At 52.0% G+C, this 24,865-nt stretch carries 21 protein-coding genes and 1 CRISPR repeat array (1 of these 22 only partly in view); of the genes, 13 read left to right on the top strand and 8 right to left on the bottom strand.

Features of this window, described 5'->3' with window-relative positions:
* A CRISPR array of direct repeats spans positions 1-1,402; the repeat unit is 28 nt; unit sequence TTTCTAAGCTGCCTGTACGGCAGTGAAC; it reaches 7 nt to the left of the window's first position.
* 213 nt (positions 1,403-1,615) lie between these two features.
* The 3 genes from clpA to D9734_RS23465 all read right to left on the bottom strand — a co-directional run bounded on the left by clpA (position 1,616) and on the right by D9734_RS23465 (position 4,416).
* Complete coding sequence (gene clpA, locus D9734_RS02915) at positions 1,616-3,892, bottom strand: ATP-dependent Clp protease ATP-binding subunit ClpA (RefSeq protein ID WP_130205255.1); 2,277 nt, start codon at positions 3,890-3,892, stop codon at positions 1,616-1,618.
* Positions 3,893-3,922: 30 nt separating this feature from the next.
* The gene (gene clpS, locus D9734_RS02910; protein ID WP_000520781.1) at positions 3,923-4,243 is read right to left on the bottom strand and encodes an ATP-dependent Clp protease adapter ClpS; all 321 of its coding nucleotides are present in this window, start codon (positions 4,241-4,243) and stop codon (positions 3,923-3,925) included.
* Between the two features lie 98 nt (positions 4,244-4,341).
* On the bottom strand, positions 4,342-4,416 hold the full coding sequence (locus D9734_RS23465) for a hypothetical protein (protein WP_214251107.1): 75 nt from the start codon (positions 4,414-4,416) through the stop codon (positions 4,342-4,344).
* Positions 4,417-4,565: 149 nt separating this feature from the next.
* On the opposite strand from D9734_RS23465, the gene cspD reads away from it, so the two are divergent.
* The gene (gene cspD, locus D9734_RS02905; RefSeq protein WP_064530179.1) at positions 4,566-4,790 is read left to right on the top strand and encodes a cold shock-like protein CspD; all 225 of its coding nucleotides are present in this window, start codon (positions 4,566-4,568) and stop codon (positions 4,788-4,790) included.
* A gap of 72 nt (positions 4,791-4,862) precedes the next feature.
* Here the strand turns inward: cspD and macB are convergent, their stop codons facing one another.
* Positions 4,863-6,809 (bottom strand): macrolide ABC transporter ATP-binding protein/permease MacB, encoded by a 1,947-nt coding sequence (macB, locus tag D9734_RS02900; protein ID WP_130205253.1) that lies wholly within the window; start codon positions 6,807-6,809, stop codon positions 4,863-4,865.
* On the bottom strand, positions 6,806-7,921 hold the full coding sequence (macA, locus tag D9734_RS02895; protein ID WP_130205251.1) for a macrolide transporter subunit MacA: 1,116 nt from the start codon (positions 7,919-7,921) through the stop codon (positions 6,806-6,808). The genes macB and macA overlap by 4 nt, the downstream gene beginning before the upstream one ends.
* Before the next feature lie 151 nt (positions 7,922-8,072).
* On the opposite strand from macA, the gene D9734_RS02890 reads away from it, so the two are divergent.
* On the top strand, positions 8,073-9,029 hold the full coding sequence (locus D9734_RS02890; protein ID WP_130205721.1) for a VirK/YbjX family protein: 957 nt from the start codon (positions 8,073-8,075) through the stop codon (positions 9,027-9,029).
* Here the strand turns inward: D9734_RS02890 and D9734_RS02885 are convergent.
* Positions 9,026-10,684 (bottom strand): ATP-dependent endonuclease, encoded by a 1,659-nt coding sequence (locus tag D9734_RS02885; RefSeq protein WP_130205249.1) that lies wholly within the window; start codon positions 10,682-10,684, stop codon positions 9,026-9,028. The two genes, D9734_RS02890 and D9734_RS02885, sit on opposite strands and share 4 nt — an antisense overlap.
* Positions 10,685-11,109: 425 nt before the next feature.
* On the opposite strand from D9734_RS02885, the gene aqpZ reads away from it, so the two are divergent.
* The 8 genes from aqpZ to D9734_RS02840 all read left to right on the top strand — a co-directional run bounded on the left by aqpZ (position 11,110) and on the right by D9734_RS02840 (position 21,381).
* On the top strand, positions 11,110-11,805 hold the full coding sequence (gene aqpZ, locus D9734_RS02880; RefSeq protein ID WP_130205247.1) for an aquaporin Z: 696 nt from the start codon (positions 11,110-11,112) through the stop codon (positions 11,803-11,805).
* A 457-nt stretch (positions 11,806-12,262) separates the two neighbouring features.
* Positions 12,263-13,162 (top strand): L-lysine exporter LysO, encoded by a 900-nt coding sequence (lysO, locus tag D9734_RS02870; protein ID WP_130205245.1) that lies wholly within the window; start codon positions 12,263-12,265, stop codon positions 13,160-13,162.
* A gap of 143 nt (positions 13,163-13,305) precedes the next feature.
* Positions 13,306-14,958 (top strand): hydroxylamine reductase, encoded by a 1,653-nt coding sequence (gene hcp, locus D9734_RS02865; RefSeq protein ID WP_130205243.1) that lies wholly within the window; start codon positions 13,306-13,308, stop codon positions 14,956-14,958.
* Between the two features lie 11 nt (positions 14,959-14,969).
* The gene (gene hcr, locus D9734_RS02860; protein ID WP_130205241.1) at positions 14,970-15,938 is read left to right on the top strand and encodes an NADH oxidoreductase; all 969 of its coding nucleotides are present in this window, start codon (positions 14,970-14,972) and stop codon (positions 15,936-15,938) included.
* A 132-nt stretch (positions 15,939-16,070) separates the two neighbouring features.
* Positions 16,071-17,789 (top strand): ubiquinone-dependent pyruvate dehydrogenase, encoded by a 1,719-nt coding sequence (gene poxB, locus D9734_RS02855; RefSeq protein WP_130205239.1) that lies wholly within the window; start codon positions 16,071-16,073, stop codon positions 17,787-17,789.
* A 36-nt stretch (positions 17,790-17,825) separates the two neighbouring features.
* A complete protein-coding gene (ltaE, locus tag D9734_RS02850; RefSeq protein ID WP_130205237.1) occupies positions 17,826-18,827 on the top strand; it encodes a low-specificity L-threonine aldolase in 1,002 nt (333 codons plus the stop codon).
* A gap of 10 nt (positions 18,828-18,837) precedes the next feature.
* The gene (locus D9734_RS02845; protein ID WP_130205235.1) at positions 18,838-20,268 is read left to right on the top strand and encodes an SDR family oxidoreductase; all 1,431 of its coding nucleotides are present in this window, start codon (positions 18,838-18,840) and stop codon (positions 20,266-20,268) included.
* Positions 20,269-20,367: 99 nt separating this feature from the next.
* Positions 20,368-21,381, top strand: coding sequence for an NAD(P)-dependent oxidoreductase (locus D9734_RS02840; protein ID WP_130205719.1), 1,014 nt, complete (start codon positions 20,368-20,370; stop codon positions 21,379-21,381).
* Here D9734_RS02840 and D9734_RS02835 read toward each other — a convergent pair.
* Both D9734_RS02835 and D9734_RS02830 read right to left on the bottom strand, forming a co-directional pair.
* Positions 21,378-22,208 (bottom strand): N-acetylmuramoyl-L-alanine amidase, encoded by an 831-nt coding sequence (locus tag D9734_RS02835; protein WP_130205233.1) that lies wholly within the window; start codon positions 22,206-22,208, stop codon positions 21,378-21,380. The two genes, D9734_RS02840 and D9734_RS02835, sit on opposite strands and share 4 nt — an antisense overlap.
* Positions 22,205-22,528 (bottom strand): heavy metal-binding domain-containing protein, encoded by a 324-nt coding sequence (locus tag D9734_RS02830; protein ID WP_001160732.1) that lies wholly within the window; start codon positions 22,526-22,528, stop codon positions 22,205-22,207. The genes D9734_RS02835 and D9734_RS02830 overlap by 4 nt, the downstream gene beginning before the upstream one ends.
* A 125-nt stretch (positions 22,529-22,653) precedes the next feature.
* On the opposite strand from D9734_RS02830, the gene D9734_RS02825 reads away from it, so the two are divergent.
* The 3 genes from D9734_RS02825 (at position 22,654) to artI (ending at position 24,864) form a co-directional block, all read left to right on the top strand.
* Positions 22,654-23,169, top strand: a complete 516-nt coding sequence (locus D9734_RS02825) for a lipoprotein (protein WP_130205231.1) — start codon at positions 22,654-22,656, stop codon at positions 23,167-23,169.
* 217 nt (positions 23,170-23,386) lie between these two features.
* A complete protein-coding gene (gene artP / locus D9734_RS02820; protein WP_000027211.1) occupies positions 23,387-24,115 on the top strand; it encodes an arginine ABC transporter ATP-binding protein ArtP in 729 nt (242 codons plus the stop codon).
* Positions 24,116-24,132: 17 nt separating this feature from the next.
* Positions 24,133-24,864, top strand: a complete 732-nt coding sequence (artI, locus tag D9734_RS02815) for an arginine ABC transporter substrate-binding protein ArtI (RefSeq protein WP_105454365.1) — start codon at positions 24,133-24,135, stop codon at positions 24,862-24,864.
* Position 24,865 lies beyond the last annotated feature (1 nt).

Below are 24,865 nucleotides of genomic sequence, written 5' to 3'. Positions count from 1 at the left end.
ACTGCCTGTACGGCAGTGAACGTGACAGATGTTGGCTTGCCGCCTTTAATTTTGTTTCTAAGCTGCCTGTACGGCAGTGAACTCACCAGTGCGGGCGCGTTTTCCCGCTCAGAATTTCTAAGCTGCCTGTACGGCAGTGAACGAGTAACACTGTGCCAACGGAGCGATACCGATTTTCTAAGCTGCCTGTACGGCAGTGAACCTTCTGCAACAGCAAGTACAGCGCCTGCGACATTTCTAAGCTGCCTGTACGGCAGTGAACGCTATTGCTGGTAATAGTCTTCGCATCAAGCATTTCTAAGCTGCCTGTACGGCAGTGAACGGTTTTCAGCGAACCAGCCCAGGCGAACATCATTTCTAAGCTGCCTGTACGGCAGTGAACGGTGGCGCGGTGCCGCAATTTGTTTCCGAACTTTTCTAAGCTGCCTGTACGGCAGTGAACATAAATTCATGGCAGCACCACCCTGACTTTGCTTTCTAAGCTGCCTGTACGGCAGTGAACGGAAACCCCGCTTACCCTCACCCTCAAATTTATTTCTAAGCTGCCTGTACGGCAGTGAACTCAGGAACACAAACAGGAAAGTATTTGCGTTCTTTCTAAGCTGCCTGTACGGCAGTGAACCTGCGCCGCCTGTTGTTTATCCATGAGCTCCTTTTCTAAGCTGCCTGTACGGCAGTGAACGTCGCAGAAAAGGAGGGTAGCTCTGCGCGTAATTTCTAAGCTGCCTGTACGGCAGTGAACATAAAAACTTTCTGGAATAGTGATCCGTATTATTTCTAAGCTGCCTGTACGGCAGTGAACATCGTCAAACGCTAAATCGTGGGGGCCCCTTTTTTCTAAGCTGCCTGTACGGCAGTGAACGATGCGGCTGATTTAGCAGCCTTAGCGGAAGATTTCTAAGCTGCCTGTACGGCAGTGAACGTTCCAGTCATAACTGTTCAGCGGCACCACCATTTCTAAGCTGCCTGTACGGCAGTGAACAGTTGCTAAGAACTACACGCTCAATTATTACTTTTCTAAGCTGCCTGTACGGCAGTGAACTACCGCCATCTCCGCCGTGCCCGGTTTGTGGCTTTCTAAGCTGCCTGTACGGCAGTGAACGTAAGGGGATTGGCCCCAACCGCTGTCCACGATTTCTAAGCTGCCTGTACGGCAGTGAACATTTATTCCCATAAGGGTTTGACAAATCCAACTTTCTAAGCTGCCTGTACGGCAGTGAACAAAGCGAGGGACTACAAAGACGCGACCGATCTTTTCTAAGCTGCCTGTACGGCAGTGAACTATCTGAACGCCGCGCGCTCGATAACGCTGCTTTTCTAAGCTGCCTGTACGGCAGTGAACTCCCGCCCCGCTTTGAACCCTCAAAACTAACGTTTCTAAGCTGCCTGTACGGCAGTGAACTCAAATACTACACGTTTAGCCCGTTGTTAATAAAGCAAAACCATCTCATTTTCCTGCTGCAACCCTTTTTTATTCTTACCTTTCAACAGCATTAATTATCAACAACTTACCATCATCATCAAAAAAAGGGTCTGAACTTCCTCCACCCTATAAACAAAAAGTCCGTAACCCCTGACGAGATTACGGACTTCACCAACCTACTTAACAGTCTGATTAATGCGCGGCTTCCGGTTTATGCTTTTGTGCACTCTGGAACCCGTAGGTCAGCTCATTTTTCTCTTTATCCAGCGCGACTGTCACCTGGCCACCATCCACCAGCGAGCCAAACAGCAGTTCGTTAGCGAGCGGTTTTTTCAGGTTATCCTGAATCACACGAGCCATCGGACGTGCGCCCATCGCCCGGTCGTAACCTTTCTCAGCCAGCCAGTTACGCGCTTCCTGGCTTACTTCCAGAGAAACACCTTTCTGATCCAACTGAACCTGCAACTCGACGATAAACTTATCAACCACCTGGTGGATCACGTCTGTAGAGAGATGATCGAACCAGATAATGTTGTCGAGACGGTTACGGAACTCCGGCGTAAAGATCTTCTTGATCTCTTCCATCGCATCGGTGCTGTTATCCTGCTGGATAAGACCAATGGATTTACGCTCGGTTTCACGCACCCCGGCGTTGGTGGTCATCACCAGTACCACGTTACGGAAATCGGCCTTGCGCCCGTTGTTATCGGTCAGCGTGCCGTTGTCCATCACCTGCAACAGAATGTTGAATACGTCCGGATGCGCTTTCTCGATTTCGTCCAGCAGCAGCACCGCGTGCGGATGCTTGATGACCGCATCGGTCAACAGACCGCCCTGATCAAAACCAACGTATCCTGGAGGCGCACCAATCAGGCGGCTGACAGTATGACGTTCCATATATTCGGACATATCAAAGCGCAGAAGCTCAATACCCAGTGCTTTGGAAAGCTGTACCGTCACCTCGGTTTTCCCGACCCCGGTTGGACCAGCAAACAGGAATGAACCAACAGGTTTATGTTCGTGACCTAAACCCGCACGCGCCATCTTGATGGCCTCGGTAAGCGCTTCAATGGCTTTATCCTGACCGAAGACCAGCATTTTCAGGCGATCGCCAAGATTTTTCAGCGTATCGCGGTCACTCTGAGAAACGCTCTTCTCAGGGATACGTGCAATACGGGCTACCACGGACTCGATATCCGCCACATTCACCGTTTTCTTGCGCTTGCTTACCGGCATCAAACGTGCGCGAGCGCCCGCTTCGTCGATAACGTCAATCGCTTTGTCCGGCAGATGACGATCGTTAATGTATTTCACCGCCAGCTCCACCGCCGCACGCACCGCTTTCGCGGTATAACGCACATCGTGGTGCGCTTCGTACTTCGGTTTCAGGCCATTGATGATTTGCACAGTTTCTTCGATCGACGGTTCAGTAATATCGATTTTCTGGAAGCGACGCGCCAGAGCACGGTCTTTCTCGAAAATGTTGCTGAACTCCTGATAGGTCGTCGATCCAATCACGCGAATTTTACCGCTGGAGAGCAACGGTTTGATCAGGTTGGCTGCATCTACCTGCCCGCCAGACGCTGCGCCCGCTCCAATGATGGTATGGATCTCATCGATAAACAGGATGCTGTTAGTATCCTGTTCCAGCTGCTTGAGCAACGCTTTAAAACGTTTTTCAAAATCGCCGCGATATTTGGTGCCTGCTAACAGGGAGCCGATATCGAGAGAGTAAATCGTACAGTCAGCCATGATTTCCGGCACATCGCCCTGAACAATTCGCCAGGCAAGACCTTCAGCAATCGCAGTTTTACCGACGCCAGACTCCCCAACCAGCAGCGGGTTGTTTTTACGGCGGCGGCAGAGAACCTGAATGGCGCGCTCCAGTTCCTTCTCACGACCAATCAGCGGGTCAATTCCGCCCACGCGTGCAAGCTGGTTCAGATTAGTCGTGAAATTCTCCATACGGTCCTCCCCACCAGCTTGTTCTTCACTGCTCGGCTGGTTTCCTGGTTCAGAAGACTGAGATGGCTCGTCTTTACGCGTGCCATGAGAAATAAAGTTCACCACATCAAGACGGCTGACTTCATGTTTGCGCAACAGATACGCCGCCTGCGACTCCTGTTCGCTAAAGATAGCGACCAGAACATTCGCACCGGTAACCTCACTGCGACCGGAGGACTGAACATGGAAGACCGCACGCTGCAATACACGCTGAAAACTCAAGGTCGGCTGCGTGTCGCGCTCCTCTTCACTAGCGGGCAGAACAGGTGTGGTTTGTTCAATAAAGGCTTCCAGTTCCTGACGGAGCGCAACCAAGTCCACGGAACACGCTTCCAGCGCCTCCCGGGCCGATGGGTTACTGAGCAATGCCAGTAACAAGTGCTCGACGGTCATAAACTCATGACGGTGCTCGCGCGCTCTGGCGAAAGCCATATTTAAACTGAGTTCCAGTTCTTGATTGAGCATAGGCACCTCCCCCAATTTTTATACCTGCATTCAGGCTTTTTCCAGCGTACACAGCAATGGATGCTCGTTCTCCCTTGCGTACTTGTTCACCATCGCCACTTTGGTTTCTGCAACCTCAGCGGTAAAGACTCCGCAAATGGCCTTCCCCTGGTAGTGAACAGCAAGCATCAATTGCGTTGCACGTTCTACATCATAAGAAAAGAATTTTTGTAACACGTCAATAACAAACTCCATTGGAGTGTAATCATCATTGACTAATATCACTTTATACATAGATGGCGGTTTTAGCGCGTCGCGAACTTTTTCTTCCGCCAGTTGATCAAAGTCCAGCCAGTCGTTCGTTTTACCCATTGTCAGTTATCATCTTCGGTTACGGTTACCGGCAGAACGCTCTGCCGCTGACAAGAGCGTATTTGCCTGACCAATCTACTCCACATGATAGATAATTATCATCTATCGTTGGTATAAGCGACATCAGTGACATTACTGTCAATAGCGTTAACTGCTTCAAATTTTTGATGCATACCTACCCCCTGGCCCCTGTCAAACGCTTGACGACTCGCCCCATTTCTCTAAATTGTATTTCAAGAGTTGGCGAGGTTTTGAACTGCCCCCTCTCTGACCCCGGTTTATTCCATCTTACTTATATAAGATTTGCGAAGGATGTCGAAGCATGGAAAAGGGTACTGTTAAGTGGTTCAACAACGCCAAAGGGTTCGGTTTCATCTGCCCTGAAGGCGGTGGCGAAGATATTTTCGCTCATTATTCCACCATCCAGATGGATGGTTACAGAACGCTAAAAGCTGGACAACCCGTTCAGTTTGATGTCCACCAAGGGCCAAAAGGCAATCACGCCAGTGTTATTGTGCCCGTCGAAGTAGAAGTAGCAGTCGCATAGCTCTTCTGTCTCATTGTGTACATCCTAAAGGCAAAATGCCAGCCCGATCGGCTGGCATTTTTATCTCAAAAATCACTCTCGCGCCAAAGCATCCACTGGATCCAGCCGTGCCGCATTTCGTGCAGGTAGCCAGCCAAATAAAATGCCCGTAACGGTTGAGCATAAAAACGCCAGCAGCAACGCCAGTGAAGAAAAGCCTATCTCCCAGCCGGGTAAAAAAAGCTGTAGGGTGAAGGCAATTAACAGCGACAGCATTATCCCCATCGCGCCGCCCACCAGGCAAACCAGCACGGCTTCAATCAGAAATTGTTGCAGAACATCGCTGGCACGCGCGCCAACAGCCATGCGAATACCAATTTCCCGCGTCCGCTCCGTTACTGACACCAGCATAATATTCATAACGCCAATGCCGCCTACCACCAGCGAAATCACCGCCACCAGCGTCAGAAACAGTTGTAAAGTACGTGTGGTTTTTTCGACTGTTTTCAAGACGCCGTCCATGTTCCAGGTAAAGAAGTCTTTTTTGCCATGGCGCAGCGACAACAAACGGGTGAGTTGTTGTTCCGCTTCGGTGCTGTCATAGCCTTCTTTTACTCTTACAGTGATGGAGTTCAGCCACGACTGGCCCATAACCCGCCCGGACATTGTGCTGTAAGGTAACCAGACGCGCAGCACTTTACTGCTACCAAACATCGACTGTTTTTCTTCCGCCACGCCGATGACTCTCGCAGGCATATTACCAACCAGAATGACCTCACCAATCACATCGGCCTTATGCGGGAAAAGCTGGCGACGGGTGTTACTGTCGAGAACCACCACCTGTGCGCGGCCGTTCAGTTGCTCCTGATTAAAGGTATTCCCTTCGCTGAAGGTCATGCCATAGACATTGAAATAATCGCCGCTCACACCGTTGGCGCTGGCGGCAACATCAACATTGTTATAACGCAGGCGCAGGTTTTGCGAGACAGCGGGCGTGGCAGAGGCGACCCACGGTTGTTTTTGGATGGCGATTAAGTCGTCGTACTTTAGCGCCTGCTGATATTGCGGATCGTCATCGCCAAAATCTTTCCCGGGATAGACATCAATAGTATTCGTACCAATAGAACGAATATCCGCCAGCACCATTTGTTTGGCGGCGTCGCCCACCACGACGATAGAAACCACCGACGCAATACCAATAATAATCCCCAGCATGGTCAGTAAGGTGCGCATTTTATTCGCTGCCAGCGCCCGCCACGCCATCGTCAGCGCCTCATTAAAACCACTGACGAATTGCCGCCAGCCAGACGCCGTTTTGACTATCGATTCCGTCCCCGTGGCGGCATTCACCTTTTCAATGGCGGGAGGATTACGCACAATTTCGCCGTCACGAATTTCGATTACCCGCTCCGCCTGAGCCGCAACCTGTGGATCGTGGGTAACGATAATCACCGTGTGCCCGCGATCGCGCAGCTGATGCAATATCGCCATCACCTCTTCGCCAGAATGGCTGTCCAGTGCGCCGGTAGGTTCATCGGCGAGGATCACCTGCCCACCGTTCATTAACGCACGAGCAATACTGACACGCTGCTGCTGGCCACCGGAAAGCTGGGCTGGATAATACTCTGTACGGTCTTCCAGCCCCAGTCGTTGCAGCAACTCCTGAGCGCGCAGCAATCGCTGTTTACGCTCAAGTCCGGCATAAACGGCGGGTACTTCAACGTTCTGCTCGGCGGTTAAGTGCGAAAGCAAATGGTAACGCTGGAAAATAAAGCCGAAATGCTCGCGACGAAGCTGCGCCAGCGCATCGGCGTCCAGCGTGGCAACATCCTGACCGGCAACGCGATAGGTTCCACTGGTCGCTTTATCCAGGCAGCCGAGAATATTCATCAGGGTCGATTTACCGGAGCCCGAAGCACCGACAATTGCCACCATCTCACCTGCATAAATATCCAGGCTGATGCCCTTTAGCACCTCAACCTGCTCGTCTCCAGCAGGATAGCTACGGCGAATATCCTTTAGTTCGAGCAAGGGCGTCATTGTTCAGCTCCTGGTTTGGCCTCACCAATCACCACTTCATCGCCCGCTTCCAGTCCTTTGACAATCTCAACATCGGTGTCATTGCGCGCGCCAATCGTCACTTCGCGCTCGCGTATTTCGCCATTACGCAGCAGTTTGATTTTATAACGGTTATCACCAACCGAATCCCCCAGTGCCGACAACGGAATGGTGAGTACGTTTTTCACATCAGTGAGTTGAATGTGGACTTGCGCAGTCATATCCAGGCGCAGTAAACCATTGGGGTTTGGCACTTCAAAACGGGCGTAGTAGAAAATGGCGTCGTTGACCTTTTCTGGCGTCGGCAGCACATCTTTAATCTGCCCCTCGTAGCGCGTCAGCGGATCGCCAAGCACGGTGAACCAGGCTTTTTGACCGGGTTTCAGGTGAATGACATCTGCTTCCGACACCTGCGCTTTTACCAGCATGGTACTCATATCTGCCAGCGTCAGAATGTTTGGCGCTTGTTGTGCGGCAATTACCGTCTGCCCTTGCAGAGTGGTGATTTGCGTAACTTCACCTGCCATCGGGGCAACGATGCGGGTGTAATCGAGATTCGTTTTCGCCGTGTCGAGTGACGCCTGATTCCGTTTGATTTGCGCGTCGATAGTGCCTATTTGCGCCTGTTTAACTGCCATCTCCGTCGCTGCGGTGTCGAGATCCTGTTGCGAAACCGCCTGCGTTTGCGCCAGTCGTTGCTGGCGTGAGTATGTCACCCGTGCCAGTTTCAGTTCTGCTTCTGCCTGTTGCCTTTGCGCACGCAGCTCCATCAGTGTCGCTTCCACTTCCTTGATCTGGTTTTCAGCCTGTTCAGGATCAATAACCCCTAAAAGCTGGTCTTTTTTTACTTTATCGCCAATCGCCACCGACAGCGTTTTCAACTGACCGCTGACCTGCGCGCCCACGTCAACCTTACGCAGCGCGTCCAGCTTTCCGGTCGCCAGCACGCTTTGCTGCAAATCACCGGGGCGGACAATCAATGTCTGATAAGTCGGCACGGGCGCGTTGAGTGTTCTCCACAACGCAATCAGCGCAGCGATGACTATCACCAGCGCAATAGCGTAACGCTTCTTAAGGTTTTTTCGCTTTTTCATAAATACTCTGAATGCTCCATATGCGCGCACGGGGCTGCCAACTTCAACGAAACATCAACAAAAATCTAAAATTTACGTTAGTAATTATACGATTGATGTTTGGTTAAGATGCCCGATGGTGAAATCGGTGTTACGTATAATCATTGATTTTATGAATATGTCTCAGATCACTGAACGAGCATTTACACCATCTGAATCTCTTAGCAGCATGTCTCTTTTCCTTAATCTGGCAGGGGGGCAGTGGCGGCCGGGTAAATTCTGGCATCGCCGTCGGTTTCGCCAGAAATTTTTGCTGCGCTCTTTGATTATGCCGCGTTTAAGCGTTGAGTGGATGAACGAACTCTCCCACTGGCCTAATCTCAGAACGCTGTTAACGCGTCAGCCGCGCCTGCCGGTTCGCCTGCATCGCCCTTACCTTGCCGTGAATATGACCCGTAAGCAATTGCTGGAGGCGTTACGTTACCATTATGCGTTGCTGCGCGCGTGCATGTCGGCGGAAGAGTTCAGCTTATATTTGAACACCCCGGGACTGCAACTTGCGAAGCTGGAAGGAAAAAATGGCGAGCAGTTCACGCTTGAACTGACCATGATGATCTCAATGGATAAGGAAGGTGACAGCACAATTCTGTTCCGCAACAGCGAAGGTATTCCTCTGGCGGAGATCACATTTACACTGTGTGAGTATCAGGGGAAAAGGACGTTATTTATAGGCGGGCTGCAAGGTGCGAAATGGGAAATTCCACACCAACAGATCCAGAATGCGACGAAAGCCTGCCACGGGCTATTTCCCAAACGACTCGTGATGGAAGCGGTCTGCCTCTTCGCCCAACGCTTACAGGTCGAACAAATTATTGCTGTCAGCAATGAAACACATATTTACCGCAGCCTGCGTTATCGCGATAAGGAAGGAAAAATACATGCTGACTATAACGCGTTCTGGGAATCGGTCGGTGGCGAATGCGACGCTGAACGCCATTACCGCCTTCCAGGTCAGATAGCACGAAAAGAGATTGCGGATATCGCCAGTAAAAAACGGGCTGAATACCGTCGACGCTACGAGATGCTTGACGCTATTCAGCCGCAGATGGCAAGGATGTTTTGCGGTTAATCAGCCCGACCGCGCGCCAGCCACAGCACGCGTGAGAACATTTTTTTCAGCAGCGTCGGGACGGAGTCCACACCACGACGTCCGGCCTCCATTGCCACTTCAATGGCAAGGTCGGGCTTGGAAGAGCGATGGATCGCTTTTGAAATAATTTTGCGCAAATTCATCGGCACGTTTTCCGGGATCTGCGCCACGCGATGGAACACGTCGGAAAACCCCTGGCGATACATAAAATGTTCCATATCCAGCGCCGGTAACGTTGTCAAATGTTCACGTTCAGCTTCGCGATCGTTATTCAGCAGGCTGCGCACCGTTGCGGCATATTTCTTCCCGGCTTCATCGCCATCGACCAGCACATGCCACTCAATCCCCATCCGCCGGGCAAATTTCACCAGTGGTTTTAGCCCGGACTGAGCAAACTCAATGACCTTAATCCCTTCGGCATCGAAATGGTGTCCACACTGGCGCGCCAGTTCGTTGATAACCCAGGTTTCTGTTTCCCCTTCCACCAGCAACCAGCAGCGAGCAAACAGCGATGACGGACGATTAAAACGAATGTGAAAAGAGATGCGGCGGCTGTCTTCGGTGCTCAAGCCACTTGGCCCCAGACGCCAGGCGGCAACACGAGAAGATTCACGCACCAGGCGGCAAACATGTTCCACTGGAGTTAACGAAAGCAGCTCGCCAGAGTTGGTGGTAGCAATACGTTGTAAAGGCAAAAGATTCAACAGATGCCAGGCAACGGAAAGCATAATCGGATGCAGGCGGGTTTCTGGATCTTCAATTAGCAATAACGGACGCGCGTCTTTATCCAGTCGCAATGACCCTTTTGCCTGCAATAAAGTGGCAAACAGACCGAGTAAAATGACCCGATACGAACGCCCCCCTGGTCTGTCAATCATCCGGTTGATGATATCGAGGTAACGCCAGCTCCGTTGCTCATTGCTGGCTCGCCGACGCATTAAGCGATATCTCGCCTGCCCGGCCCCTTGCTCCGAGAAATAATGCTCAAGCAGTTGCACCATTGCCGAAAGCCCCTGGCGAATCTGCCCATCGGAGAGATTTTGCGGGTGTGAGGATAACTCGCGGGCGAGAAAATCCAACTGGCGCGCGGTGACTTCCACATTGGGTACATTTGGTACAGTTCCATTGCGAATGCGGCGCATAAAACGGGCGTCGCGCAAACGCAGAACCGGCATTAAACGCACCACATGACGCGCCTGATCGTTAATATCTTCGACATCAATCGGATGACCGTCTTTATCAAGAAAGCTGCGTAACGTCATCACGCTACCGTCTTCCGCACTTTCCCCTTCCAGGCGATAAAAAATGCGGTGATAACCATCGGTGCATGGCGTCCAGCACGCTTCCAGCGGACGATAACGGCGCACCCGATGCCGTCCTGGCTGCAACTCACGAAAGGTCAGAATGATATGCAAATGATGTTCTCGCCCGTTGATATCCCCCGGCGGAAACCAGAAATCATCGCGCTCAAAATGGTAGAGATCTGACTCTGGCGATAACAGCAGGGTTAAGGCGTCCAGTAAACTGGATTTACCCCACGCGTTCTCCCCAATCAGGACGTTGTTTTGTTCCAGCATCAATGACAATCGATTAATGCCGCGAAAGCCCACAATTTCAACGCGCTCAAGAATCATATCCCCTCCAGAAATATGTAACTTATCCTTTACCCCAGCAGTATAACGAGAAAGGCTGTAGCAATACGTGATGACATCACAATTAAGCATGGCAAATGTCTGAAAAATGAGCGAATAATTGTGTCAGATGCCTTCTCGCTGATTTCTCCCGAAAAAACAATGAAATCAAATAATTAACCTTGTGGATTATTTTTATTACCCCCAAAGGTTTAATTTCGTGGTTTGCACTACACTGTCAATCAGGCAAATGACTATATGAGGGAACTGACTATTGCCCTAAATCAAAATTACTGGATTTATTTATCTGGCGAATAGCTCGTCTTCGTTTTTAAAATACCCACGCATTATTTCTGTCGTCACTTTTTTACGACGACCCGATAAAACGACCATATTTTTCACAGGGTCAATTTTTAATTGAGGTGGATATGTTCAGAAAATTAGCAGCAGAATGTTTTGGCACTTTCTGGCTTGTATTTGGTGGCTGCGGTAGCGCAGTGCTTGCAGCAGCATTCCCGGAATTAGGTATTGGCTTTGCCGGTGTTGCACTGGCGTTTGGTCTGACCGTGCTGACCATGGCCTTCGCTGTCGGTCATATTTCTGGTGGTCATTTTAACCCGGCGGTCACTATTGGTTTATGGGCTGGTGGCCGTTTCCCGGCAAAAGAAGTCGTTGGTTACGTGGTAGCCCAGGTTATCGGCGGTATTGTTGCGGCGGCACTGCTGTATTTAATCGCCAGCGGTAAAGCTGGGTTTGACGCAGCGGCCAGCGGCTTTGCTTCTAACGGTTATGGTGAGCATTCACCGGGCGGCTATTCCATGCTTTCTGCACTGGTGGTTGAACTGGTATTGAGTGCCGGTTTCTTGCTGGTGATCCACGGTGCAACCGACAAATACGCGCCGGCAGGCTTTGCGCCGATCGCGATTGGTCTGGCGTTAACCTTGATTCACTTAATCAGTATTCCGGTGACTAACACTTCCGTTAACCCGGCGCGCAGCACCGCAGTTGCCATCTTCCAGGGCGGCTGGGCGTTAGAACAGCTGTGGTTCTTCTGGGTAGTGCCAATTGTCGGCGGTATTATCGGTGGTCTGATTTACCGGACCCTGCTGGAAAAACGCGATTAATTAGCATTGGCATTTTATCTGCCCTGATTGTTTTATCATCGACGTTACAAACCGCACGGGTGTTGGTGGCGTCAAAATCGCTGAAGCGTTCCCCGAAGGCCGGGGCAGCCCACATGGATGTGGGCTGAGGGCGCGTCTTACAGGGACGTTACCTCGCGCCCGACCCGGTAGCCGAAGGGGATAAGCTGAAGGTACCGCGCAGCGGCGATTTTGTTCGCCAGAGCCCGGGGGTGCAGGGGGCGGCGGCGATTGGCCGCCCCCTGCGTGCTCCCTGCGCCAGTGGCTTTATATGGCATTGCACATGAAAGGAGCGCAACAATGCTAAACACTCATAGAGAATTAAAAATCCCCCTCTGATGCATAACATTTCCTTTTAATTGCAACTTTACTCGTCCTTCCGCTTTCAGTAGTGTGTCATCGCGCATTTCGACTTCTTCTTTGCAAGGACTGGGTTTTCATGTTTTCTGGGCTGTTAATCATTCTGGTTCCCCTGATTGTGGGTTACCTCATTCCACTTCGCCAAAAAGCTGCGTTAAAACGCATTAATCAGCTATTAAGCTGGATGGTTTATCTCATTCTCTTTTTTATGGGTATCAGTCTGGCGTTTCTCGATAATCTCGCCAGTAACCTGTTGGCGATTCTGCATTATTCCGCTGTCAGTATTACCATTATTTTACTGTGCAATATTGTCGCCTTGCTGTGGCTGGAACGCGGTTTGCCGTGGCGCAATAGCCACCAGCAAGAGAAATTGCCGTCGCGTATTGCGATGGCACTGGAATCGCTGAAACTGTGTGGCGTCGTGGTGATTGGTTTTGCTATTGGCCTTAGCGGATTAGGTTTTTTACAGCACGCTACCGAAGCCAGCGAATACACGTTAATTCTGTTACTTTTCCTCGTCGGTATTCAGCTGCGTAACAATGGCATGACCTTAAAGCAGATTGTCCTTAATCGCCGGGGAATGATTGTCGCCGTGGTGGTGGTTGCCAGTTCTTTAATTGGCGGTTTAATTAACGCCTTTATTCTTGATCTCCCCATCAATACCGCGCTGGCAATGGCCTCCGGTTTCGGCTGGTATTCTCTTTCCGGTATTTTGTTGACCGAATCTTTTGGTCCGGTAATCGGGAGCGCGGCGTTCTTCAATGATTTAGCGCGTGAGTTGATCGCCATTATGTTGATCCCTGGCCTGATTCGCCGTAGCCGCTCTACTGCACTGGGCTTATGCGGTGCCACATCAATGGATTTCACCCTGCCCGTTCTTCAGCGTACAGGTGGGCTGGATATGGTCCCGGCAGCGATTGTTCACGGTTTTATTCTCAGCCTGTTAGTGCCGATCCTCATCGCCTTTTTCTCCGCATAATACCTCTCTGGCGGTAGATCCCTGCCGCCAAAATTGCGCTAAATCAATCTCCCTTAAAGTTGCATGAAAAATCCCTTTTATCCCCGCGTTAAGCGACTTAACCTTAAACATGTATATTAAATATAACTTTAAAAGGTGTGATCATGTTTTGTGTGCAATGTGAACAAACTATCCGTACTCCGGCAGGAAACGGCTGCTCATACGCGCAGGGGATGTGTGGTAAAACGGCGGAAACCTCTGACCTTCAGGATTTACTCATCGCGGCGCTGCAGGGGCTTTCTGCCTGGGCTTTAAAAGCGCGTGAATACGGCATTATCAACCACGATGTAGACAGCTTCGCGCCGCGCGCATTTTTCTCAACCCTGACCAACGTTAACTTCGATTCTCCGCGTATTGTCGGCTACGCTCGTGAAGCGATTGCCCTGCGCGAGGCGCTGAAAGCACAATGCCTGGCTGTAGATGCCAACGCCTGCGTCGATAACCCGATGGCTGACCTGCAACTGGTGAGCGATGATCTCGGCGAACTGCAACGTCAGGCAGCTGAATTTACGCCAAATAAAGATAAAGCCGCGATTGGCGAAAACATTCTCGGCCTGCGTCTGCTGTGTCTGTATGGCCTGAAAGGTGCGGCGGCCTATATGGAACACGCCCACGTTCTCGGTCAATACGACAACGATATTTACGCCCAGTACCATAAAATCATGGCGTGGCTGGGGACCTGGCCTGCCGATATGAACGCGCTTCTTGAGTGTTCAATGGAAATCGGCCAGATGAACTTCAAAGTGATGAGCATTCTGGATGCAGGCGAAACCGGTAAATACGGTCACCCGACGCCAACCCAGGTCAACGTCAAAGCGACGGCGGGCAAATGTATCCTGATTTCCGGTCACGATCTCAAAGATCTCTACAACCTGCTGGAACAGACCGAAGGTACGGGCGTTAATGTCTACACCCACGGCGAAATGCTGCCTGCTCACGGCTACCCAGAGCTGCGTAAATTTAAACATCTGGTCGGTAACTACGGCAGCGGCTGGCAGAATCAGCAAGTGGAGTTCGCTCGCTTCCCTGGCCCTATCGTGATGACTTCGAACTGCATCATCGATCCAACCGTAGGGGCTTATGACGATCGTATCTGGACCCGCAGCATCGTTGGCTGGCCGGGCGTGCGTCATCTGGATGGCGAAGATTTCTCTGCGGTCATTGCCCAGGCGCAACAAATGGCGGGCTTCCCGTACAGCGAAATTCCGCACCTGATCACCGTGGGCTTTGGTCGTCAAACGCTGCTTGGCGCTGCGGATACGCTGATTGATCTGGTAAGCCGTGAAAAACTGCGTCATATCTTCCTGCTTGGTGGCTGTGACGGCGCACGCGGCGAACGTCACTACTTCACCGATTTCGCCACCAGCGTGCCGGATGACTGCCTGATCCTGACCCTCGCCTGCGGTAAATATCGCTTTAACAAACTCGAGTTTGGCGATATCGAAGGTCTGCCGCGTCTGGTGGATGCTGGTCAGTGTAACGATGCTTACTCAGCGATTATTCTGGCTGTCACTCTGGCAGAAAAACTGGGCTGTGGGGTGAACGATCTGCCGCTGTCGCTGGTGCTCTCCTGGTTTGAACAGAAAGCGATTGTCATTCTGCTGACACTGCTTTCTCTGGGCGTGAAAAATATCGTCACCGGCCCGACTGCACCTGGTTTCCTGACACCAGATCTGCTGGCGGTGCTGAACGAGAAATTCGGCCTGCGTTCTATCACCACTGTTGAAGAAGACATGAAGCAACTGTTGAGCGCGTAAGGAGTTTGTCGATGACGATGCCAACGAATCAATGCCCGTGGCGGATGCAGGTTCATCACATTACGCAAGAAACGCCGGATGTGTGGACGATTTCCCTGATTTGCCACGATTACTACCCATATCGCGCCGGGCAATATGCGCTGGTCAGCGTGCGAAACTCAGCGGAAACGCTGCGTGCTTACACCATTTCCTCCACGCCAGGCGTGAGTGAATACATCACCCTGACCGTGCGGCGGATTGATGACGGTGTTGGCTCCCAGTGGCTGACCCGCGATGTGAAACGCGGTGACTATCTCTGGCTTTCGGACGCGATGGGGGAATTTACCTGCGACGATAAAGCAGAAGATAAATTCCTGTTACTGGCGGCAGGCTGCGGCGTTACGCCAATTATGTCGATGCGTCGCTGGCTGGCGAAGAACCGTCCGCAGGCCGATGTGCAGGTGATCTACAACGTGCGTACGCCGCAGGATGTAATTTTCGCCGATGAGTGGCGTCATTATCCGGTAACACTGGTGGCGGAAAATAACGTTACCGAGGGGTTCGTTGCCGGACGCCTGACTCGTGAACTGCTGGCAAGCGTTCCTGATTTAGCCTCACGTACCGTGATGACTTGTGGTCCGGCACCGTATATGGATTGGGTGGAACAGGAAGTGAAGGCGCTCGGCGTGACGCGTTTCTTTAAAGAGAAATTCTTTACGCCAGTGGCGGAAGCGGCGACCAGCGGTCTGAAATTCACCAAACTGCAACCGGCGCAAGAATTTTACGCTCCGGTTGGCACCACGCTGCTGGAAGCGCTGGAAAGCAATAAAGTTCCGGTTGTCGCCGCCTGTCGTGCGGGTGTTTGCGGCTGCTGTAAGACGAAAGTAGTTTCCGGTGAATATACGGTGAGCAGCACAATGACGCTGACCGACGCCGAAATCGCTGAAGGTTACGTACTGGCCTGCTCCTGCCATCCGCAGGGAGATATGGTGCTCGCGTAATCGCCTTATGCCCGATGATATTCCTGTCATCGGGCTGTTTAACCGTTAGTGCCTCCTTTTTCTCCCATCCCTTCCCCCTCCGTCAGATGAACTAAACTTGTTACCGTTATCACATTCAGGAGACGGAAAACCATGAAACAAACGGTTGCAGCTTATATCGCCAAAACACTCGAATCAGCAGGCGTAAAACGCATCTGGGGAGTCACGGGCGACTCTCTGAACGGTCTTAGTGACAGTCTTAATCGCATGGGCACCATCGAGTGGATGCCTACCCGCCATGAAGAAGTGGCTGCCTTTGCCGCTGGCGCTGAAGCACAACTTTCAGGAGAACTGGCGGTCTGTGCCGGATCGTGCGGCCCCGGTAACCTGCACTTAATCAACGGCCTGTTCGATTGCCACCGTAATCACGTTCCGGTACTGGCGATTGCCGCCCATATCCCTTCCAGCGAAATTGGCAGCGGCTATTTCCAGGAAACCCACCCGCAAGAGTTATTCCGCGAATGTAGTCACTATTGCGAGCTGGTTTCCAGCCCGGAGCAGATCCCACAAGTGCTGGCGATTGCCATGCGCAAAGCGGTGCTTAACCGTGGCGTTTCCGTTGTCGTGTTACCGGGCGACGTGGCGTTAAAACCTGCACCAGAAGGGGCGACCACGCACTGGTATCATGCGCCACAGCCAGTCATAACACCGGAAGAAGAAGAGTTACGCAAACTGGCGCAACTGCTGCGTTACTCCAGCAATATCGCCCTGATGTGCGGCAGCGGCTGCGCGGGGGCGCATAAAGAGTTAGTTGAGTTTGCCGGGAAAATTAAAGCGCCTATCATTCATGCCCTGCGCGGTAAAGAACATGTCGAATACGATAATCCGTATGATGTCGGAATGACGGGATTAATCGGCTTCTCGTCAGGTTTCCACACTATGATGAATGCCGACACCTTAGTGCTGCTCGGCACACAATTTCCCTACCGCGCCTTCTACCCGACCGATGCCAAAATTATTCAGATTGATATCAACCCAGCCAGCATCGGTGCGCATAGCAAGGTAGATATGGCGTTGGTCGGCGATATCAAATCAACCCTGCGCGCATTGCTGCCACTGGTGGAAGAAAAAACCGATCGCAAGTTTCTGGATAAAGCGCTGGAAGATTACCGCGATGCCCGTAAAGGGCTGGACGATTTAGCTAAACCGAGCGAGAAAGCCATTCACCCGCAATATCTGGCGCAGCAAATTAGTCATTTTGCCGCCGATGACGCCATCTTTACCTGTGACGTTGGCACACCTACGGTATGGGCGGCACGTTATCTGAAAATGAACGGCAAGCGTCGCTTGTTAGGTTCGTTTAACCACGGTTCGATGGCTAACGCCATGCCGCAGGCGCTGGGCGCGCAGGCAAGCGAGCCAGAACGCCAGGTGGTCGCCATGTGCGGCGATGGCGGTTTTAGCATGTTGATGGGCGATTTCCTCTCGGTAGTGCAGATGAAGCTGCCAGTGAAAATTATCGTCTTTAACAACAGCGTACTGGGCTTTGTGGCGATGGAGATGAAAGCTGGTGGTTATTTGACTGACGGCACCGAACTACACGACACCAACTTTGCCCGCATTGCCGAAGCGTGCGGCATTACGGGTATTCGCGTGGAAAAAGCCTCTGAAGTCGATGAAGCCCTGCAACGCGCTTTCTCCATCGACGGTCCGGTGCTGGTGGATGTGGTGGTTGCCAAAGAAGAATTAGCCATTCCACCGCAGATCAAACTCGAACAGGCAAAAGGTTTTAGTCTGTATATGCTGCGCGCAATCATCAGTGGACGCGGCGATGAAGTAATCGAACTGGCGAAAACGAACTGGCTAAGGTAAAAAGGGTGGCATTTCCCGTCATAATAAGGACATGCCATGATTGATTTACGCAGTGATACCGTTACCCGACCGAGCCGCGCCATGCTCGACGCGATGATGGCCGCCCCGGTTGGGGACGACGTTTACGGAGACGACCCTACCGTTAATGCTCTGCAGGACTATGCGGCAGAGCTTTCCGGTAAAGAAGCCGCCATTTTTCTGCCTACCGGCACTCAGGCCAACCTGGTCGCTCTGCTCAGTCACTGCGAACGCGGCGAAGAGTATATTGTCGGTCAGGCCGCACATAACTATCTGTTTGAAGCCGGTGGCGCAGCAGTGCTGGGCAGTATTCAACCGCAACCCATCGATGCTGACGCCAACGGCACGTTACCGCTGGATAAAGTGGCGATGAAAATCAAACCCGACGATATTCACTTCGCCCGCACCAAATTGCTCAGTCTCGAAAACACCCACAACGGCAAAGTGCTGCCGCGTGAATACCTGAAAGAAGCATGGGAATTTACCCGTGAGCGCAATCTGGCGCTGCATGTTGACGGTGCGCGCATCTTTAACGCCATCGTGGCTTATGGCTGCGAACTGAAAGAGATCACGCAATATTGTGATTCGTTCACCATTTGTCTGTCGAAAGGTCTTGGTACGCCAGTCGGTTCGTTACTGGTCGGTAACCGTGACTACATTAAACGTGCCATCCGCTGGCGGAAAATGACTGGCGGCGGGATGCGCCAGTCCGGGATCCTGGCAGCCGCCGGGATGTATGCACTGAAAAATAACGTCGCACGCTTGCAGGAAGACCACGATAACGCCGCCTGGATGGCGGAGCAGCTGCGTGAAGCAGGCGCGGATGTGATGCGTCAGGACACCAATATGCTGTTTGTTCGCGTCGGGGAAGAAAATGCTGCCGCGTTAGGCGAATACATGAAAGCGAGAAACGTGCTGATTAACGCCTCGCCGATTGTCCGCCTGGTAACGCATCTCGACGTCTCGCGTGAACAACTGGCAGAAGTCGCCGCCCATTGGCGCGCATTCCTGGCGCGTTAAGGAGAGAGACGTGCCGCAACGCATTTTAGTTCTCGGTGCCAGTGGCTACATTGGTCAGCATCTGGTGCGTACACTCAGCCAGCAAGGGCATCAGATCCTGGCGGCGGCACGTCATGTCGACAGGCTTGCAAAGCTGCAACTGGCAAACGTCAGTTGCCATAAAGTCGATCTCAGCTGGCCGGATAACCTTCCGGCCCTGTTGCAGGATATCGATACGGTCTATTTTCTGGTGCACAGCATGGGCGAAGGCGGCGATTTTATCGCTCAGGAGCGTCAGGTGGCTCTCAACGTCCGTGATGCGCTGCGCGAAGTGCCAGTTAAGCAATTAATCTTTCTCAGCTCGTTGCAGGCTCCGCCACATGAGCAGTCGGATCATCTGCGCGCCCGTCAGGCCACTGCGGATATTTTGCGTGAAGCCGGTGTGCCGATTACTGAATTGCGCGCCGGAATTATCGTTGGCGCAGGTTCAGCGGCGTTTGAAGTGATGCGCGATATGGTCTACAACCTGCCGGTATTAACGCCGCCACGCTGGGTCCGTTCACGCACCACGCCCATCGCGCTGGAAAACCTGCTGCACTATCTGGTGGCACTGTTAGATCATCCGGCCTGCGAACATCGGGTCTTCGAAGCCGCCGGGCCAGAGGTGCTCAGTTATCAACAACAATTTGAACATTTTATGACCGTGAGCGGTAAGCGCCGCTGGTTGATCCCCATCCCCTTTCCGACCCGCTGGATTTCGGTGTGGTTTCTCAATGTGATTACTTCCGTACCGCCCACCACCGCCAAAGCGTTGATTCAGGGGCTGAAACACGATCTGCTGGCAGATGACACCGCATTACGTGCACTCATTCCACAACCGCTGATCGCTTTCGATGATGCGGTACGTCGCACATTGAAAGAGGAAGAAAAACTGGTCAACTCCAGCGACTGGGGATATGACGCGCAGGCTTTTGCTCGCTGGCGACCAGAATACGGTTACTTCGCCAAACAAGCCGGTTTTACGGTTAAAACGTCCGCCAGCCTTCACGCGCTATGGCGGGTAGTCAATCAAATCGGCGGTAAAGAACGTTATTTCTTTGGCAATATTTTGTGGCAGACCCGGGCGCTAATGGACCGCGCGATCGGTCATAAACTGGCGAAAGGTCGCCCTGAGCGGGAATATTTGCAGACGGGAGATGCGGTAGATAGCTGGAAAGTGATTGTCGTTGAAGCGGAAAAACAACTTACGTTGTTATTTGGTATGAAAGCACCGGGACTGGGGCGGCTTTGTTTTACGCTGGAGGATAAAGGCAACTACTGCACCATAGACGTTCGCGCTTTCTGGCATCCGCACGGCATGCCAGGCCTGTTTTACTGGCTTTTCATGATCCCTGCGCATCTGTTTATTTTTCGCGGTATGGCAAAACGAATCGCCAGACTTGCAGAACAAATCACAGATTAATCGAAAAAAACCTGCGTGATTCTTTCATGTTTCCCATTGCATCAAGGGGGAAATCACGAAAGAATGCGCACGTCGTCTTATCAACAACAGTGGAATGATATGAAGGTACTGGTTACCGGCGCTACCAGCGGCTTAGGTCGAAACGCGGTTGAATTTTTATGCCAGAAAGGCATCAGCGTGAGAGCGACCGGTCGCAACGAAGCGATGGGCAAATTGCTGGAAAAACTGGGCGCAGAGTTTGTCCGGGCGGATCTGACCGAACTTGTCTCATCGCAGGCTAAAGTGATGCTCGCAGGCATTGATACGCTGTGGCACTGCTCCAGCTTTACTTCGCCGTGGGGAACGCAGCAGGCTTTCGATCTGGCCAACGTTCGCGCTACGCGTCGCCTGGGCGAATGGGCTGTTGCCTGGGGAGTGCGTAACTTTATTCATATTTCTTCGCCTTCACTGTACTTCGACTATCATCACCACCGGGATATCAAAGAAGATTTTCGCCCTCACCGCTTCGCTAACGAGTTTGCCCGCAGCAAAGCTGCCAGCGAAGAAGTGATTAATATGCTTTCGCAGGCGAATCCACAAACACGCTTTACTATTCTGCGTCCACAAAGTCTGTTCGGACCGCACGATAAAGTGTTCATCCCCCGCCTGGCGCATATGATGCACCACTACGGCAGCATTCTGTTACCGCACGGCGGCAGTGCGCTGGTCGATATGACCTACTACGAAAATGCCGTGCATGCCATGTGGCTGGCGAGCCAGGAAAACTGCGACAAACTGCCGTCCGGCAGGGCATACAACATTACCAATGGTGAGCATCGTACACTGCGCAGCATCGTGCAGAAGCTCATCGACGAACTGAATATTGATTGTCGTATTCGTTCAATTCCCTACCCGATGCTGGATATGATCGCCCGCAGCATGGAGCGTTTAGGCCGCAAATCAGCGAAAGAGCCGCCGCTAACCCACTACGGCGTCTCCAAGTTGAATTTTGACTTTACGCTGGATATTACGCGTGCACAGGAAGAGTTAGGTTATCAGCCTGTCATCACGCTGGATGAAGGGATCGAGAAAACTGCCGCCTGGTTACGCGACCACGGAAAACTGCCGCGCTAATCCTGACCGTATTTCTCCAGCAACGCTTGTGCAATTGCCAGAGTTTCTGCATCCGCTTCGCCGTTATATAACGTCGGGCGGAAGTGCATCTGGAACGCCATAATCACTCGTTGCTGTTCGCCAGGAGTCATTTCTGGTTTCACGTCATAGCCATAACGGGCCAACAGTTCCAGCAATGAGACGGTATCTACCGGTGTGTGCGGCGCGCGCCCGGCAAGATAAAAATTCACCCGCTGCGCATCAGGCCAGGCACCAATCCCCTCTTGTGCCAGTTGCTGCCAGGGAAATAATGGACCGGGATCATCTTTGCGCTGCGGCGCAATATCTGCATGAGCCACTACGTTTTCCGGTTTGATGTGATAGCGGGCGATAATATCCTTCGCCAGTGGAATGAGCGCCTGAATTTGTGTCGGTTCAAATGGCGCAAAATATTTCACCCCCGCTGATGTTTTCCAGCCGCGATTCTCCAGCTCAATACCTATAGAGATGTCGTTAAGGCGCGTTGCCCCGCGCCAGGCGCTAATCCCCGCATGCCAGGCCAGTTCCTGTTCCGGTACCAGTTGCCAGATACGCGGCTTGCCGTTGTAAAGTGGTGGCTCGGCAGGAACCAGGTAATGCGAACTTACGTGCTTATCGGTCAGTGTCGCCAGTGACGTATCAAAGTCCTCTGCGGTGTAGTGGATCACCAGCACTTTAATGCGCGGATACGCCGCCTGCGCCTGGCGTCGGGTATCAAGCTGGTATCCCTCTTTCTCGACAATGCCTTTTTCGCCTGCACACCCAGCCAGGAATAAAGCGGCGGCAACCAGCCAGAAGACTCTGCTCATCGACGCGTTTTCACCGCCGTTCCGCTGACGCTAACCATCAGCATACTGCCGTTTTGCCCGACCGTTTCGTAGTCGATATCAATGCCGACCACGGCGTCAGCCCCCAGCGCTCGCGCCTGCTCACCAAGTTCCTCAAAGGCTATCTCCCGCGCTTTACGCAGTTCTTTTTCATACGCACCGGAACGTCCGCCAACGATATCGCGGATCCCCGCAAAGAAATCGCGAAAAATGTTAGCGCCTAAAATCGCTTCGCCGGTCACCACACCGCAATATTCAACGATGGTCTGGCCTTCAAGTGTTGGGGTTGTGGAAAATTGCATGATCGATCTCCTTGTTTGCTAAGCCTTCGATCTTCAAAGCATTATCGGACTGATACGCTATTATTGAAAGGATATCATTATTATCGTAGAACGCTTTCAAGGTGTTCGCTTATAAGGAAATCATTATGCGCTACAGCAAATTGACTATGCTTATCCCTTGCGCACTGTTACTCAGTGCTTGTACCACCGTCACGCCTGCCTATAAAGATAATGGCCCCCGTACGGGATCTTGCGTTCAGGGCGGACCTGACAGCGTGGCCCAGCAGTTTTATGACTACCGCATTTCGCACCGCAGTAACGACATTACCGCTCTGCGTCCATATTTAAGTGACAAACTGGCAACTTTGCTGAGTAATGCCAGCCGCGATAACAGCCATCGTGAATTATTAAGCAGCGATCCGTTCTCCAGTCGCACCACTTTGCCTGACAGCGCACAAGTTGCCAGCGCCTCGACCATCCCAAATCGCGATGCGCGCAATATTCCGCTGCGGGTGAATCTGAAACAAGGCGACCAGAGCTGGCAGGATGAAGTGCTGATGATTCAGGAAGGACAGTGTTGGGTGATCGACGATGTGCGCTATTTAGGTGGCAGCGTACACGCACCTGCCGGCACTCTGCGCCAGTCCGTTGAGAACCGCTAAAACCTTGATTAAACGATAACCCCCATAAATTGTCTGGCATTCTGTGAAGAATGCCGACATTTATGCTCGCCGCCCTTCGCCGCCGTTATTTTGTGCTATGTTTATTGAATAATGCGCTTTGCTTTTAACTTTTAAAGCAGAAATATTGCATAATTATTCTGTCAAAGGTACTATCTTCGACTTCAATAGCTATCCGACTGCCAGTATACGAGTGTCAATGAGTATTCAATTAAACGGCATTAATTGCTTCTACGGCGCGCATCAGGCGCTGTTCGATATCACGCTGGATTGCCCGCAAGGCGAAACGCTGGTGTTACTTGGCCCCAGCGGCGCGGGGAAAAGCTCGCTGCTGCGTGTACTCAATCTGCTAGAGATGCCGCGCTCCGGTACGCTCAACATCGCAGGCAACCATTTCGATTTCACTAAAACGCCATCTGACAAAGCGATCCGCGAGCTGCGTCGTAACGTCGGGATGGTGTTTCAGCAATACAACCTATGGCCGCATCTGACGGTACAGCAAAACCTGATTGAAGCGCCCTGCCGCGTGCTGGGGTTGAGTAAAGATCAGGCACTGGCCCGTGCAGAAAAACTGCTGGAACGTCTGCGTCTCAAACCTTATAGCGATCGTTACCCGCTGCACCTGTCTGGTGGTCAGCAACAACGTGTCGCTATCGCCCGCGCGCTGATGATGGAACCGCAGGTACTGCTGTTTGATGAACCGACCGCCGCGCTGGATCCGGAAATTACCGCACAAATCGTCAGCATTATTCGTGAGCTGGCGGAAACGAATATTACCCAGGTGATCGTCACCCACGAAGTTGAAGTGGCGCGTAAAACCGCCAGCCGTGTGGTGTATATGGAAAACGGTCACATCGTAGAACAAGGCGACGCGAGCTGCTTTACCGAGCCGCAAACCGAAGCATTTAAAAACTATCTCTCTCACTAAGATTCGGGATAACAACAATGAAAAAAGTTCTGATTGCCGCGCTAATTGCAGGTTTTAGTCTTTCCGCCACAGCTGCCGAAACCATTCGTTTTGCTACCGAAGCCTCTTATCCTCCGTTTGAATCGATGGATGCGAATAACCAGATCGTCGGTTTTGACGTCGACCTGGCGCAGGCGCTGTGTAAAGAAATTGATGCGACCTGCACTTTCTCTAACCAGGCGTTTGACAGCCTGATCCCAAGCCTGAAATTCCGTCGCGTAGAAGCGGTGATGGCCGGGATGGATATCACCCCGGAGCGTGAAAAGCAGGTACTGTTTACCACCCCGTACTATGACAACTCCGCACTGTTTGTTGGTCAGCAGGGTAAATACACCAGCGTTGATCAGCTGAAAGGCAAAAAAGTCGGCGTTCAGAACGGGACGACGCACCAGAAGTTCATTATGGATAAGCATCCGGAAATCACCACAGTTCCGTATGACAGCTACCAGAACGCAAAACTGGATCTGCAAAACGGTCGTATCGACGGCGTATTCGGTGACACCGCTGTGGTCACCGAATGGCTGAAAGATAACCCGAAACTGGCGGCAGTGGGCGACAAAGTGACCGACAAAGATTACTTCGGTACTGGCCTCGGCATTGCGGTACGTCAGGGCAACACTGAACTGCAGCAGAAATTCAACACTGCGCTGGAAAAAGTGAAGAAAGATGGCACTTACGAAACCATCTACAACAAATGGTTCCAGAAGTAAT

The sequence above is a fragment of the Escherichia sp. E14S1 genome (genome assembly GCF_004211995.1).
Lineage (GTDB): Bacteria > Pseudomonadota > Gammaproteobacteria > Enterobacterales > Enterobacteriaceae > Escherichia.
This window is presented reverse-complemented; position numbering and strand designations above follow the sequence as displayed.